The following is a 14,312-nucleotide window of genomic DNA, read 5'->3' as shown; positions in this document are numbered from 1 at the left end:
ATCGATGCCACCCACCACCACTGGCGTATGAGTGTCGCCGGCGATAGTCGCCAATTTGACACCGTCATCACTGAGCAACTTGCCAACGATCGGATCGCGTGGACCAGCACTGCCGGGGAAGTCGACCACGGGGGAGTGATCACCTTCCACAAGCTCAGCGACTCCGCTTCGCGTGTGGCGGTGCAGATCGACTGGGAGGCGGAAGGGGTCGCGGAGAAAGTTGGTGCGGTGTTGAATGTGCCGGACCATGCGCTCAAAACAGAGCTGGGCCACTTCAAGGACCACGTCGAGGCCGCACCATCCAATTCGTAGTGAACACACCCACGCACCGCCGGCTTCCGGCGGCAGCGATGACGAGGGCTCAGATGGATATTATTTTTTACCCCTCTTGTGGGGGACATAAAGCAGGTTTACCGCCGGTCGCTGATGGAGCTTTCGCTTTGTCGGCTCCTGGATTGGGCGGATGCTGGCCCTCAGCATTTGCTTGCTGGCCGTGATGCGTCCCAGAGGTGCGGCCGCAATTTGTTTCGGGTGTGAACTTTGAGGATGAGGAGAGCGTAATGAAGGCTGTTGTATACAGGGGACCGAAGCAGGTCAACGTTGAAGACGTGCCCGACGCCAAAATTGAACGCCCCACTGACGTGTTGGTGAAGGTGACTACGACGAACATTTGCGGGTCGGACCTGCACATGTATGAAGGTCGCACCGATTTTGAGGTCGGTCGCATATTTGGTCACGAAAACATGGGAGAGGTGATCGAGGTCGGTAACGGCGTCGACCGGGTGAAAGTCGGGGACCGCGTCGTTTTGCCGTTCAATATCTCTTGCGGGTTTTGTAAGAACTGTGAGCGCGGGTTCACCAACTACTGTTTGACCACCCAGCCGAACCCGGCCATGGCGGGCGCGGCCTATGGCTTCGCTGGGATGGGTCCCTACCCGGGAGGCCAGGCCGAGATGTTGCGGGTCCCTTACGGGGACCACAACTGCTTGCGTCTCGGTGAGGATGCGGTGGAGAAAGAAAACGATTACGTCATGCTGTCGGACATTTTTCCCACCGGGTATCACGCCACAGAAATGGCTGGGGTTATCCCGGGGGATTCTGTTGTCATTTATGGCGCCGGCCCGGTCGGGCTGATGGCCGCTCTTTCTGCCACGATTAAGGGTGCATCCAAGGTCATGGTTGTGGACCGTCACCCGGATCGACTTCGACTGGCTGCCGAGATCGGTGCGATCCCAATTGATTACTCGACAACTGATCCTGTGCAGTTTGTGTTAGATCAGACCAAGGGTTTGGGTGCTGATCGGGGCTGCGAGTGTGTGGGCTACCAAGCCCACGATCCGCAAGGCGTTGAGGATCCGGCGATGACTTTGAACAATCTGATTCAGTCGGTGCGGTTCACTGGGGGTATTGGTACGGTCGGCGTGTTTCTGCCGGCCGACCCGGGCGGGCCCGATGAGGATGCTCGGCAGGGCAGGATCCCGATCCAGTACGGATTGCAGTGGTTGAAGGGCCAGACCATGGGAAGCGGACAATGCCCGGTGAAGAAGTACAACCGTCAACTACGGGACCTGATCGCTGCGGGTAAAGCAAAGCCGTCGTGGATCGTCTCGCAGGAAATTTCGCTCGATGGGGCGGCGGATGCGTACCGCCACTTCGATGATCGGAATGACGGCTGGACCAAGGTCGTCATCAAACCCCAACTGCAAAGCGCCTAACCGGATGTGACGTCCGGCGAGACTGGATGGCCAACCCTCCAGTCTCGCCCACTCGCTCCGTCAACTCTGCCCGCCCCGCTATTTGCGATCTGCGTGTTCCCCACCCGGCAGAGCTAAAGACGCGCACTGTGCTCGAAATCGAGACCGTTGCGAACGGTAAAGGACAGATGCCGGGTCCGGCTGGGGTGGTGCCCGGCTCCTTCACGATCAACATCAACAAATAGAAGTCTGGAGAGATCATGAGTAACTATGTAGTTACGAACCCTGCGACCGGGGACGTTGGACCAAGTTTTGCGTCGGCCACGGATGCTGAGGTGATGGAGGCTATCGAGGCAGCAGATCTGGCTCATAAAGATTTTTCTCACCGCACAACAGTGGCCGAACGGGCCAGGTTGATGCAGAGGGTCGCGGACCTGCATGTGGAGCGTCGGAAGCATTTGGCCGACTTGATCGTGCGGGAGATGGGTAAACCCGTGGAGGTGGCGCTCGGGGAGGTTGACTTCGCGGCGGAAATCTACGGGTACTACGCCACCCATGGTGAAGCTTTTTTGGCCGATGAACCCATTGACCTACTCGCCGGTGAGGGTTCGGCGTTTATGCGCAACGCCTCTCTGGGTGTGCTCATTGGTGTTATGCCATGGAACTTTCCGTACTACCAGGTTGCCCGTTTTGCGGGACCCAATTTGGTGCTTGGCAACACGATCCTGCTCAAGCATGCTTCGCAATGCCCTGAGTCCGCTGCAGCCATCGAACAGATTTTTGCGGACGCGGGTTTCCCGGCGGGCGCCTACCAAAACCTCTACGTGTCCAGCGATCAGGTCGCGGACATGATCGCGGATCCGCGGGTGTGCGGTATTTCTTTGACCGGTTCCGAGGCCGCCGGTGCGGCAGTTGCCGAGGTCGCCGGTCGTAACCTGAAAAAAGTTGTTCTTGAACTGGGCGGATCAGATCCCTTCATTTTGCTCAGTACCGACAATATTGACGAAGCCGTTGACGCGGCCGTTTCCGCTCGCCTGATCAATTCCGGCCAGGCCTGTAATGCAGCGAAGCGTTTCATCATCATCGGTGACCTGTTTGACCATTTCATGGAACTGTTCACGGCGAAGATCGGCGGTGTGACGCCTGCAGATCCGACCGTGTCAAGTACGACAATGGGTCCGCTTTCCTCACTCGGTGCCGCCGAGAACCTTGAGGAGCAGCTCCAACGTGCAGAGGCCCAGGGGGCGACAGCGGTCCTTCGCGGGCGACGGGATGGTGCTTTCTTCTCGCCATCTGTTCTGACTGATGTTTCTCCGCAGAGTGACGCTTACCGGGAGGAGTTCTTCGGTCCGGTAGCGGCGATCTATCGCGTAGAAGATGAGGCTGAAGCGATAAAAGTCGCTAACGACACCGCGTTTGGCCTCAGTTGTTACCTTTTCACCACCGATGCGGTGCAAGCCTTACGGGTGGCTGACCTGATCGAGGCCGGGATGATTTTCATCAACGGTTCACTACTTGACAGTGCGGAGCTTCCCTTTGGTGGTGTGAAGAGGTCCGGCTTCGGCCGCGAGCAGGGTCGTCTCGGAATCGCGGAATTCGCGAACAAGAAACTTATTCGCATTCTTCGGTAACACAGGGTCGCACGGCAACTGTCCAGTTCAGAATTCGCTGTTCGCTGTCCGTTGCCACCTACGCGGACCCGGCAGCCCGATGTGTCTTCCTGCTGGCTGGCAGACCCGGAATGGGAGGATATTTTCGATGTCGTCCGCTGTGCCAATTGTCGATTCGTGTCATCGATCGGGAATGAGCCGGATTTATAATCGGGAACCGCGCAGTCTCGACACAATCTCACCATGAGACTCGTACTGTAAACAGTTCCAGCCTCGTCATTACTTCCCAAGGGAGGCAATCTTGTCGCCTTGTCTGAGTGTTTTCATCGTGCTCGGTGTTTGCCTGGCGGCGATCGGTGCCCTCTATCTGCTCGGACGAGCCGTCTCGGTGTCCCGTGACACCGTCGAGGTGCTGCCGTTCCAGTCAGGTTGGCGGCCCCGGGAACATGCTCTGTCGAGATTTCACGCCCGGTGGTACCCTCTCACATTGGTCTTCCTGGCGTTCGACGTGGAAATGCTGTTCATGTTCCCCTGGGCACTCGTCGTGGCCGAAAAAGGTCCCGCGGCGATCATAGAAATGTTCGTCTTCCTCGGAGTCCTGGTCGCCGGCGTGGTCTGGGCATGGCGAGAAGGAGCATTCCGATGGGTGTAATCGACTGGATTGCCGGCGTTGGAACGAAACGCGTACACGTGCTCGTGATCGAAACGCCCGGCGCAAGCCTGCTCCGCATGCGCGTGCAGGCAGCGATTGCGGCCCGCGGTTGGGTCGAGGCGACCAGCCCCGCGGATGCGGATGCTCTTCTCGTCTGCGGCAATCCCGGCAGCCCCCTTTCTGAGCTGATCGGGGCCGTGTGGGAGCAGATCCCCTCCCCCCGTCACCGTGCGATGCTCACAGAGCCGGGCACCCTTCTGGAGTTTCTCGACGCCATCCCGATAGCCCTCCAGAACGAGCGAAGCCAGCGCGCTGACGCCCACGATCGGCCCCAGCACGTTTCAATGTCGCCGGCAGACGGTGCGCCCGATATGACGAGGGTGGACACAAGCGATACGCCGGGCATGCATCACTCGGAGGCCGAAGCCGAGCCCCCGCTACCAGACGACTCGGGGCACGACGTCTCGATGCACACGGACACTATGTACGAGGGCACTCCGCAGAAGAATTCCGGTTCTAATCCCGCAATGGACATGAATATGTCGGGGCCGGCAGGGATTCCTCTGGCCGAGGGTGACCAGGACCGTGACGGACTCGAGATGGATGTCACTCACCTCACACTCGGCCCCATCCTGGCCGCGTGGCCTGCCGACCTCGTGCTTCACTGCACCCTGCACGGGGATGTAGTCGCCGACGCCCGCGTGGAACGCCTGCCTTCTGGTGTGGCCACGACGGAGCAGCCAGCGGTGGCCTCTCAGCTGTGCGATGCCGCCGCACGCCTCCTGAGCGTTATCGGCTGGGATCCCGTCGCCCGACAGGTCGATCGACTACGGAACGACATCGTTTCCGGTGTCCCGCCGCAGGACGTCTCCCGCCGCCTGAACAGGCTGATCACGCAAATCCGCCGCTCACGGACGCTCCGGTGGTCTCTGGCCGGGATTCATGCGCCGGGAGCGAGACCGGCCCGAGATCGCCTGCTCGGCTGGTTGCAGTCCGCGCAAGAATCACTCATGGCCGATGAAAAGCGACCGTTTCACATTCCTGTCGGCGAACTCGCACTATCGGAAGTGGATATCAGACTCGCCGTTCTGGGACAGGAACTATCGACCGTCCGCCTCATCATCGCAAGCCTTGCTACGGGCACCTCGCCCAGGGTGGTGCTCGGTCATGAGTAGCCCGGCCGCCGGTGGTGCTGTGGGTGCTGTTGTACTGCTGCCGTTAGGGGTCGCCGTGTTGGCGTTGGCGGTCGCGTCCGTGAATGGGGCTGTGAACGCTCGCGCCGAAGGCGGTGCAGTGCGTGACGGCTTTGCCGCACCAGTGCGAGAGACAGCACGGCTCATCCGTCAACAGCGTCGGACCCTGCCAGGGGCGGATTCGTTGTTGTGGCGGATTGCCGGCGCCGGTCTGGGTATCGCAGCAGTTCTGCAAGTCGTAGTCATCCCGTTCGGCGATGTCACGTTCGCGGACTTGCCGGTGGGGTTGGTGTGGTTCAACGCGATAGACGTGTTGTTGTGGGCGCTGTGGTGGTTGCTCGGCTGGGGTGCCAACAGCACGTGGTCACTGGTTGGGGGATACAGGTTTCTCGCACAAGCGCTCTCCTACGAGATCCCGCTGATGTTCGCCCTGACCGCCCCTGCGATCGGCGCGGGGAGCCTTCGGCTCCTCGACATACAGGCAGCCCAGCAGTCCGTTTGGTTTGTCGTCTGGATGCCGGTCTCCTTTCTCATCTACGTCGCATCGGTCGTCGCATTCTCTTCCTGGGGTCCCTTCCAGAGCGCTGTCGGTGTTGACATCGGGCAGGGTGTGCTCGCTGAGCTCAGCGGCATAGATCGGCTTCTGGTTTTGGGCGGTCGTTATGCGGTCCTCGTCGCCGGTGCAGCATTCTCCGTGCCGCTTTTCTTTGGCGGTGGCAGCGGACCACTGCTGCCGGGCGGCATCTGGGTCGTTGTCAAAACCGCCGTCGTGCTGGCCGGGATGCTGGCTGTGGGCCGCATGGTCCCCACCATTCGGCCTGATCGGCTGGCTGAGATCGCATGGGTGATCGTGGTTCCGTTGGTTCTGGTGCAACTTGCGGTCGTTGCGGTCATCGTCGCAGTGAACGGAGGCGCCCTATGATCGTTGCCCTGATCTTCTGGGCCTTCGCAGCCCTCGCTGTCGCAGGCGGTATCGCTGTCTTCGTGGTCAATTCCATGGCTCGTGCCACCTACGCTCTTGCGGTGTCGTTCGTCGCGGTCGGGGCGATGATCGTGATGCTGCACCTGGACTACATCGGAGTAATCACCATTCTGATGATGCTGATGGAGATGGCGATCATGGCCGTTTTCATGGTCATGTTCATGGGAATGAACCCGGCCCTGATGCCGATGGACATGACCCACCATAAACGCCGTTCGGTGATCCTCGCTGTCGTCGTCTTCGCTGTCCTGGTGGTAGCGATCTTCCTGATCCCCTGGCCGGCCCGTACCGGCACCCCTGCCGCCGATCTGACCAGGTCTCTCGGGGACGCGATCATGGGTACGAAGATGCTCGTCATGCTGGCGATCAGCCCGGTGCTGTTCGCGACCATCGTCGCCGGCCTGGTGCTCGCCAACCCGCGGGGCCGCTACGACCGATACGGCGACCAACTCGATCGACGCACCACCGACGGACACCCCGACCCTGACGACCCTGTTCGTGGAGGTATCGGCCGATGACACTGCAGTTTGTCCTCCTTGTCGCCGCCGCCCTGTTCGCCATCGGAATCTACGGGGCGTTGTCCCAGCAGGTGGTGGTGATGGTCATGATGGGAATCGAATTGATGATCAACGGTGTCCTTCTCGCCGGGGGTGCCCTGTGGTGGTTCCTGGCCCCCACTCCAGACGGGCAGACCCTCCTGCTGGTGATCCTTGCGGCGATGACGGTGGAGATGGCGATGGGATTTGCCGTCGCCACCGTCGTGCATCGATCCCGCAACTCCGACATGACCGACTCGGCCACGGATCTCGCCGGATGAGCGGGATCCTCATTCTCATCGTCTTCCTCCCGGTCGTCGCCGGCGTCACCCTTCTGCTGCTCGGTCGGCGCGCCGACCGAGCAGCCCCGTCCGTGTCGATCGGGGTCGCCGCGGGGATCCTGGTTGCCGCGGTACTGGCCGCGCTGCTCCGGCCCATCGTCGTGCTCGGCTTCGTCTCGGCGACAGGGGCGACGTTCGGGGTGGACGGACTGACCGCCGTACTTCTGCCAACGATCGCAGCGATCACCCTACTGATCCTGGTCTTCGCGGTCGCCGAGAAGACCCGGCCTGCGGCCCGGTTCCACGGGCTCATGCTGGTCTTCGTCGCGGCTGTCATCGTGACCGTGACCTCGACGACTCTGCCATCGCTGCTGGCGGGGTGGGAGATCATGGGTGCCACCTCCTACGCCCTGATCGGATTCCACTGGCAGAAGTCCCGCACCATGCCCGCGGGTTTCGTTGTGTTCACGGTCACCCGGACCGCCGACCTGGGCCTCTATGTGGCTGCCGGAGCTGCTGTTGCCGGTGGCATCGGCTGGAAATTGACCGACCTCGCGGACGCTCCCACTCCGTGGGTGCACGTGATCGCCGCCGGAATTCTCGTGGCCGGACTTGGCAAAGCGGCCCAGCTGCCGTTCAGTTTCTGGCTGTCCCGAGCGATGGAAGGACCGAGCGCGGTCAGTGCCCTGTTGCACTCCGCCGCGATGGTCGCCATGGGCGCCTATCTGTTGCTGCGTCTCGCACCCCTGCTCCAGATCACAGGATGGGCTGGCCCTGCCGCCGCATGGATCGGTGCGACCACCGCGATTGTCCTCGGAATTATCGCGCTCGCCCAAAAAGACCTCAAGCAACTCCTGGCAGCGTCCACCGCTGCGCAGCTTGGATTCGTGATTCTTGCCGCCGGGGTCGGCGCGACGGCTGGCGGGACTGCGCAACTGATTGGACATGCCGCGACCAAGGCTCTGCTGTTTCTCGTCGCTGGTGCCTGGTTGACCGCCACCGGCACGAAACAACTCGATGCGCTGAGTGGCGTCGGACGACGATGGCTCATCCTCGGCGGGGTGTTCCTCTTCGGGGCATTTTCCCTGGCCGGCCTCCCTCCGTTCGCACTGTGGTGGACTAAGGACGCTGTTCTCGCCGCTGCTCTGGCTAACAGTCCTGCGCTCTATGCCGCCGGCCTCATCGGTGTCGCTTTGTCCGCCGCCTATTCCGCGAAGATGATCGCCGCCGTGTGGGCGAAACCTCCCGCCACCGAGAGGGCGCGAATCGAGGAGCACCAGTGGGATTCGGAGGGCAATGGCACCCGCGCCGTCCCATCCGCAGCTCTCGTGCCGATGGTCGTGTTGGCTGTCGCGGCGCTTGTTCTCGGCGTCCTTGCCATGCCTGCGGTTTCGGCTCCCTTCCGATCGCTGCTGGGGGCTTCGAGTGAACCGGAAAGCTCTCTTGCGGAGCTGGCCGCGTCGGCCGTGATTGCCGCCATATCCGTGATTCTGGTCTTACGACGTGGGGTACGACCGTTTCGTTTCGGGTTGGCCTGGTTCGGTCTTGAGCGCGCTACCACTGTGGTGATCGTGTCCCCGATCCAGCGTTTCGCCCAGGTCCTGTCCCGATTTGATGAACGCCTTGACCGGTCAGTCGATGGATCAGCACAGTTGCTGAGGGATATCGCAGGCAGAGCTCGCGCACTCGATCGTGCCCTCGACCGGAGTGTCGACCGGGTCGCGACCGGCGCGATCGCCTTGGGTCGGATTGCCCGGAAAGCGCAGACCGGCAACATTGCTGACTATTACGCCGCCGCGGCCGTCATCACCGTGGGCGCGGTCCTGTTCCTGATCGTTGTGAGGTAGCCCGTGCTCAGTATCGTCATCTTCCTTCCCCTGGTGGTCGGTATCGTGCTTGCCGTCACCCGGCGCCTCCCCCCGGCTGTGGCCCACTGGGTGTGGCTGGGAACAACCCTCGTCGACCTGCTGCTCATCGCGCTCATCACGGCACCACGACCGTCGGGGACCGCACTCCTCGGCGAACAGCAGCTCGTGTGGATGCCGGGTATCGGTTCCAGTTACCACGTCGGCATCGACGGTCTCTCCCTGCCGCTGTTACTGCTGACTGGTGTCATCTTTGTCGTGTGCGCCCTCTGGTCACTTCGCGTGACCGATCGTCCGCGGGCTCAGGCAGCCCTGTTCCTGTTTCTTCAGAGCACGTGTATGGGGGTGTTCTCGGCCCAGGACCTGATCCTGTTCTTCGTCTTCTTTGACCTGTCCATCGTCGGGATGTACTTTGTCATCGCCGGATGGGGCCACGGGGATGCCCGCCGATCGGCCCTCAAATTCTTCCTCTACACCTTTCTGGGCTCCCTGGCACTGCTCCTCGGCTTCATCGGCCTCTACCTCGGAGCATCGCCCCACACTTTCGATATGGTGCAGCTGTCCCGAAACGGTAGTTTCACCGGAACATCCCTTGCCGCAGGTTCGATTCTCGCGGCCATCGTGGTGGGGTTGGCAATCAAGACGCCAACGGTCCCGTTCCATTCCTGGCTGCCTCCCGCGCATACCGACGCCCCCACAATCGGCTCCGTCGTCCTTGCTGCTGTGCTTCTGAAGATGGGCACCTACGGTTTCGTTCGGATCGCGATTCCCATGCTCCCCGGGGCATGGCGAGACTACGCCTGGGTGATTGTCGTTATCGGCATCGTCTCGGTGCTCTACGGTGCCCTGGTTGCGATGGCCCAGACGGATGTGAAGAAAATGATCGCGTTCACGTCGATCAACCACATGGGATACGTCATCCTTGCCGTCGGCGCTGCCGGAATCGTCGGCCGCACCACCGAGCAGGCTCAGCAGTTGGCGATCACCGGGGCGGTGACCCAGATGGTCTCCCACGGGCTGGTCACCGGGGCACTGTTTCTGCTCGCAGGAGTCTTCTACGACCGAACCGGAAGCTACGATCTTCGCGACTATGGTGGGCTCGCCCGCCCGGCACCACGCTTCGCCGGGTTCTTCGCGATCGCCAGCTTCGCGTCCCTCGGTCTCCCCGGATTTAGCGGCTTCATCGCCGAATTCCAGATCTTCACCGGCAGCATCGGCACCACCTGGTGGACCTTTCTCGCCCTGCCCGGCATCCTCATCACCGCAGCTCTGCTGCTTCGCGCCTTTCAGCGCGTATTCACCGGCAGCACCGAGAACCTGTCCATCCGATTCCGGGACCTCGACCGACGTGAAACGGTTCCGTTGGTGATCCTCATGGGCCTGTCGGTGGCCATCGGTGTGATCCCTGGCCCGCTTCTGGCGATCATCCAACCGGCAGCACAAATTCTGGTGACAGGGCTGACCCCATGACGGTGACGAACATGAATTACACCTCACTCCTGCCTGAAGTGGTGATCCTCGCGGCCTCGGTCATCACCCTCCTCGTTGGGAGCTACCTCCCGCGAAACCGGCAGATTTTCACCCGCTGGTTCAGCCTCGGCGCACTGATCGTCAGCGCCGGCACGGCCGTACTCGTGCTCGGCCAGCCTTCCACCGAGATCTTCAGCGGTACCTACGCCATCGATGCCCCGACCACAGTCATCCGGATCATTGCGCCTGTCTCGGCCGCAATCGTCATCGTGCTTGGCCGAGAGGAATTCGTCGGATCAGCCAGGGAGAGCGAAACGTATGCGCTGCTGCTGCTGGCAACGCTCGGTACGGTCGTCGTCGCCGGGGCAACCGACCTTCTGGTTCTCATGGCCGGATACCTGTTGGCGAGCATTCCCTTATACGCGCTGATCGGCCTGTCCCGCACCGCCCGAGCAGCCGAAGCGACTCTGAAGACCTACCTCATGGGCGCCCTGTTCGGGGTGCTGCTTCTGGCCGGGCTAACCCTGCTGACGGGACTGTCCGGGACCAGCAGTTACACCGGAATGACGGGTGCCCTTGCACACGCACCCGCCCCAGCCGTCGCTGCCGGCATCGTAGGAGTGATCATCGGCTTGCTCTTCAAAGCGGGTGGTGTCCCCGGGCATTTCTGGGTTCCCGACGCCGCCGAAGCCTCCGGGATCAGCGTTGCCGCTTTTTTGACGACCGTACCGAAACTCGGAGCCCTGGTTGCGTTGGCCCGCCTCGTCATGACTATGCCCACAACAATCGACGTGCCGCTGCTCGTCGCCGTTCTAGCCGCACTGAGCATGAGCGTCGGAAACCTGGCAGCCCTAGCACAAAGCAACGTACGACGCCTGCTCGGCTGGTCGACGGTGAGCCAGGTTGGTTACTTGCTTATGCCGGTCGCGGTGATCTCCCTCGCCAAAGGCGCCACCACTGCGCTCTTGGCCTATCTAGTGTTTTACGCAATCACGAACTTGACAATTTTCGCTGTTGTGGCCTGCTTCCCCGGCCGGGATACGCTCGCGCACTGGGCCGGGATCGCCAAAAGTCATCCCTGGCTGACCGGCACGATAATTATCGGGGCATTGAGCCTAGTAGGCACTCCGCCGACCGCCGTGTTCTTCGGAAAACTTGCCGTGTTCACCGCAGCCTGGGACGGTGGGCAGGGATGGCTCGTCGTCGTTGCCGCCGCCAACACGGTTCTCAGCCTGGTCTATTACCTCCGACTTTTTGTCAGCCCGTTCCAACGGCCCAACGCCGGAGCGCCGGAAATCTCACGCAGCACTGTTCCGAGAACAGCGCGTGCAACCGCACTGGCGCTAGGCGCCACGACGCTTCTGCTCGGCCTCGTGACTGCCGCATTCGGTGCCATCGGGAGCCTTTGAACCACCCCTCGCGATGGTGGGGCTTGATAGCTTGGACACGCCGAGAATATTCGGTGCCAGGAAGGGTCACCGGTTCGTCTTGTCTAAGGATCCTTTGGTGAGACGCCGCAATCAGGCTGTGTCCCGTTGATCCGTCCCACGAACGCCGACGATGTCAACCATTCCATGCGGCTGACTGCGAAAAACACGCCCGGTCAATACGCCACAAATCGGACGGTGGTTTCTAATGGTCGATGCAACAGTTGGACGTTTTTTGGCTGTTGTGAACTGTGTTTGAAAGGCTATCTCAGTGTGCGTTCGGGCGTGTCGCGCTCGGCTTTGAAACGGTTCTGTGGGGTGTCGTAGTCGAGAGTTTTCCGGGGGCGTTGGTTGAAGCGCCCCAGGTTTTCTGCCGCTCCTATGCGGGGTGCGGCTCTCGGTTGAGGGTCGCGTAGTGGGCTTGTTCGAACTCCACTGGTGGAACGTTACCGCGGGAGCTGTGCAGGCGTCGATTGTTGTACCAATCGACCCAGCCAGCGGTCGCAAATTCGACGTCGATGATGGTGCGGTAGGGGCCCTCGTGGAAGACCGTCGTGCGGATGCATTCGGCTTTGTAGAGGCCGTTGATACTCTCCATGAGGGCATTATCGTATGCGTCACCGACGGACCCGATCGAGGGCAGGATCTCCTCGAGAGCGAGATGATCGGTCAGCCGAACCGAGGTGTATTGCGACCCGGCGTCCGAGTGATGGATCAGCTGCCCAGCGACCGCGGGGTGGCCCTCGCGACCTCGTTCCCACAACGCCATCCGCAACGGGATCATGACCAGGTCCGTTTCCTTGGTTGTCGAGGCGTGCCAAGCGATGATCCGTTGGGCGAACACGTCGACGATGAACGCGACGTAAACCCATCCGGCCCAGGCCCGCACATAAGTGAAATCGGTAACCCAAACCCGGTTCGGGGCCTGCGCGGTGAAGTCCCGGTCGAGCAGGTCGCCGGCGCGTTTGCCATCCTTCGCCGGGATCGTGGTCCGGATCCCTTTATCGCGGCGAACACCCGGCAATCCCAGTGTTCGCATGGCCCGGTCGACAGCTCCAGCGCTCACGTCGGGACCTGCGGTGCGACGCATCAGCGCGGTCATCTTCCGCCGACCATACAGCCCCTCGGGAGTCATCTTCCGCCGACCGTGGGTATCAGAGATCCACACGGCAGATCGGACCGCATCGATGACCTGAGCGTCGGTGATCGTCCGTGCTGCCGGACCTTGCCGTCGCTCAGGATCGGTAGGTTCGTGCGGCGACCTGGCAGCCCTGCTCACGCAGAACCCGGCAGATCGACTCGACCGCGAAACCCTCAGCCCTCATCGTGTCGATGAATCCAGCCATCAACGATTGCGGGGGTCGAGTTCCCCCACGAAGAAAGTCGTCGCCGCGCGAAGGATCTCGACGTCCTCACGAAGCCGCCGATTCTCAGCCTTGAGTTTTCTGATCTCCGCCAGCTCCTCGGTCGTGACACCCCCACGTTGGCCACCATCGACCTGTGATTGCACGACCCACCGGCGGACGGTTTCATGGCCGACACCGACCTGTTTGGCGACCGCAGCTGACGCCGCGGTCAACGACGGGTACTCACCGAGGTGATCAGCAACCAAACGCACAGCGCGGGATCGAACCTCGGAATCAATTTTCTTAGGCATGTGCTCATCCTTGCAACTCAAAAGGAGGCGGCATCAAACCTGGGGCGCTTCAGGTCGTCTGTCTTGCGGGTGGTGCCGGGCATACGTTGGGCGACGAGTGGCGGAGTACTGCTGAGAGGCTAATCAAACATTATGGGGAGAACACGGGGCCCACGCTTCGACCCTTTCGATTCTTGCGAAGTAGATCTATTTCATTTCGCGGTGGTGGTGGTGACGTCTAAAACGCGTGCGATTACGTCGTCTGCGACCTTCGCCAGGGTGAGGTTGTTGTTTCTGGCGTGGGCGCGAATGGCGACGAAGGCATCGTTCATGGTCATTCCGGAGGTGGCGGCGAGAACTCCCTTGGCTTGTTCGATCAGAATCCGAGAATCGAGGGCATGTTGAAGTTGCGCGGTGATGATGCTGGAGCCTTTGATGGTGCGTTCTTGAAGGATGCCGATGGTGGCGACGTCTGCTAACGCTTGAGCTACGGCGATGTCGGCCGGGTTCAGTTCTCTGGTGTGGGTGCTGAATAAGTTCATTGCGCCGATGATCTGACCGCGGAGTCGCAATGGTGTTGCGTGTACGGAGAAGAAGCCTTGTCGAATGGCTTCGGCTGTGAATTTGGGCCACTTTCCGGCGTTGTTCTGCATGTCGCCGACGGTGACTGCTGTGCCGGTGTGGAAGCAGTCGAGGCAGGGACCTTCCCCGGCGGCGATCAGGGTGAGTTCGACAAGTTGCGCTTCTTCGCTGGTGGAGGCGATGAGTTGCAACTCTCCGACGGCGTCGACGAGGAGCAGTCCTCCTGCTTCGGTATCCAGGATGCGTGTGCATTCCTCGACCAACCAGTGGAGGAGGTCGACCACATCAAAGTCAGTGACGAGGGTATCGGCGAGTTTCACGAACGCAGCACTGAGCTGAGCTTCCCTGCTATTGGCGGTCATGCTGATCGTCTCCTGCTTGGTG

Annotated in this window: 12 protein-coding genes and 2 pseudogenes; 12 read left to right on the top strand and 2 right to left on the bottom strand. The window is 61.3% G+C overall.

The window, feature by feature from the left end; genetic code table 11:
* The 12 genes and pseudogenes from IWX88_RS13255 to IWX88_RS13200 all read left to right on the top strand — a co-directional run.
* Nucleotides 1-312: pseudogene (locus IWX88_RS13255) on the top strand (cyclase); the annotation flags it as partial.
* 248 nt (nt 313-560) lie between these two features.
* The gene (locus IWX88_RS13250) at nt 561-1,715 is read left to right on the top strand and encodes a glutathione-independent formaldehyde dehydrogenase (RefSeq protein WP_196831031.1); all 1,155 of its coding nucleotides are present in this window, start codon (nt 561-563) and stop codon (nt 1,713-1,715) included.
* A 26-nt stretch (nt 1,716-1,741) separates the two neighbouring features.
* Entirely contained in the window at nt 1,742-1,939 is a 198-nt protein-coding gene (locus tag IWX88_RS13245; RefSeq protein WP_196831029.1) for a hypothetical protein, read from the top strand.
* A 15-nt stretch (nt 1,940-1,954) separates the two neighbouring features.
* Nucleotides 1,955-3,325 (top strand): NAD-dependent succinate-semialdehyde dehydrogenase, encoded by a 1,371-nt coding sequence (locus IWX88_RS13240; RefSeq protein WP_196831027.1) that lies wholly within the window; start codon nt 1,955-1,957, stop codon nt 3,323-3,325.
* Nucleotides 3,326-3,605: 280 nt separating this feature from the next.
* Entirely contained in the window at nt 3,606-3,956 is a 351-nt protein-coding gene (locus tag IWX88_RS13235; RefSeq protein WP_231369288.1) for an NADH-quinone oxidoreductase subunit A, read from the top strand.
* The gene (locus tag IWX88_RS13230; protein WP_196831025.1) at nt 3,947-5,131 is read left to right on the top strand and encodes a hypothetical protein; all 1,185 of its coding nucleotides are present in this window, start codon (nt 3,947-3,949) and stop codon (nt 5,129-5,131) included. The genes IWX88_RS13235 and IWX88_RS13230 overlap by 10 nt, the downstream gene beginning before the upstream one ends.
* Nucleotides 5,124-6,071, top strand: a complete 948-nt coding sequence (locus IWX88_RS13225) for an NADH-quinone oxidoreductase subunit H (protein ID WP_196831023.1) — start codon at nt 5,124-5,126, stop codon at nt 6,069-6,071. The genes IWX88_RS13230 and IWX88_RS13225 overlap by 8 nt, the downstream gene beginning before the upstream one ends.
* Nucleotides 6,068-6,649: an NADH-quinone oxidoreductase subunit J gene (locus IWX88_RS13220; RefSeq protein WP_196831021.1), complete on the top strand. Its 582-nt coding sequence runs from the start codon at nt 6,068-6,070 to the stop codon at nt 6,647-6,649. The genes IWX88_RS13225 and IWX88_RS13220 overlap by 4 nt, the downstream gene beginning before the upstream one ends.
* Nucleotides 6,646-6,948 (top strand): NADH-quinone oxidoreductase subunit K, encoded by a 303-nt coding sequence (locus IWX88_RS13215; RefSeq protein ID WP_196831019.1) that lies wholly within the window; start codon nt 6,646-6,648, stop codon nt 6,946-6,948. The genes IWX88_RS13220 and IWX88_RS13215 overlap by 4 nt, the downstream gene beginning before the upstream one ends.
* Entirely contained in the window at nt 6,945-8,795 is a 1,851-nt protein-coding gene (locus tag IWX88_RS13210) for an NADH-quinone oxidoreductase subunit L (RefSeq protein WP_196831017.1), read from the top strand. Before IWX88_RS13215 ends, IWX88_RS13210 begins: the two co-directional genes overlap by 4 nt.
* A 3-nt stretch (nt 8,796-8,798) precedes the next feature.
* A complete protein-coding gene (locus IWX88_RS13205; protein WP_196831015.1) occupies nt 8,799-10,283 on the top strand; it encodes an NADH-quinone oxidoreductase subunit M in 1,485 nt (494 codons plus the stop codon).
* Between the two features lie 11 nt (nt 10,284-10,294).
* Nucleotides 10,295-11,692, top strand: coding sequence for an NADH-quinone oxidoreductase subunit N (locus IWX88_RS13200; RefSeq protein WP_231369287.1), 1,398 nt, complete (start codon nt 10,295-10,297; stop codon nt 11,690-11,692).
* A 397-nt stretch (nt 11,693-12,089) separates the two neighbouring features.
* Here IWX88_RS13200 and IWX88_RS13195 read toward each other — a convergent pair.
* Both IWX88_RS13195 and IWX88_RS13190 read right to left on the bottom strand, forming a co-directional pair.
* A pseudogene (locus tag IWX88_RS13195) lies at nt 12,090-13,367 on the bottom strand (IS3 family transposase).
* Nucleotides 13,368-13,558: 191 nt separating this feature from the next.
* Nucleotides 13,559-14,290: a GAF and ANTAR domain-containing protein gene (locus IWX88_RS13190; protein WP_196831012.1), complete on the bottom strand. Its 732-nt coding sequence runs from the start codon at nt 14,288-14,290 to the stop codon at nt 13,559-13,561.
* Nucleotides 14,291-14,312: the final 22 nt, after the last annotated feature.

Origin of the sequence: Frigoribacterium sp. CG_9.8 (assembly GCF_015751965.1) — a bacterium.
Classification (GTDB): domain Bacteria; phylum Actinomycetota; class Actinomycetes; order Actinomycetales; family Microbacteriaceae; genus Lacisediminihabitans.
Note: the sequence above shows the minus strand (reverse complement) of the source record. Positions and strands in the feature narration are given on the sequence as shown.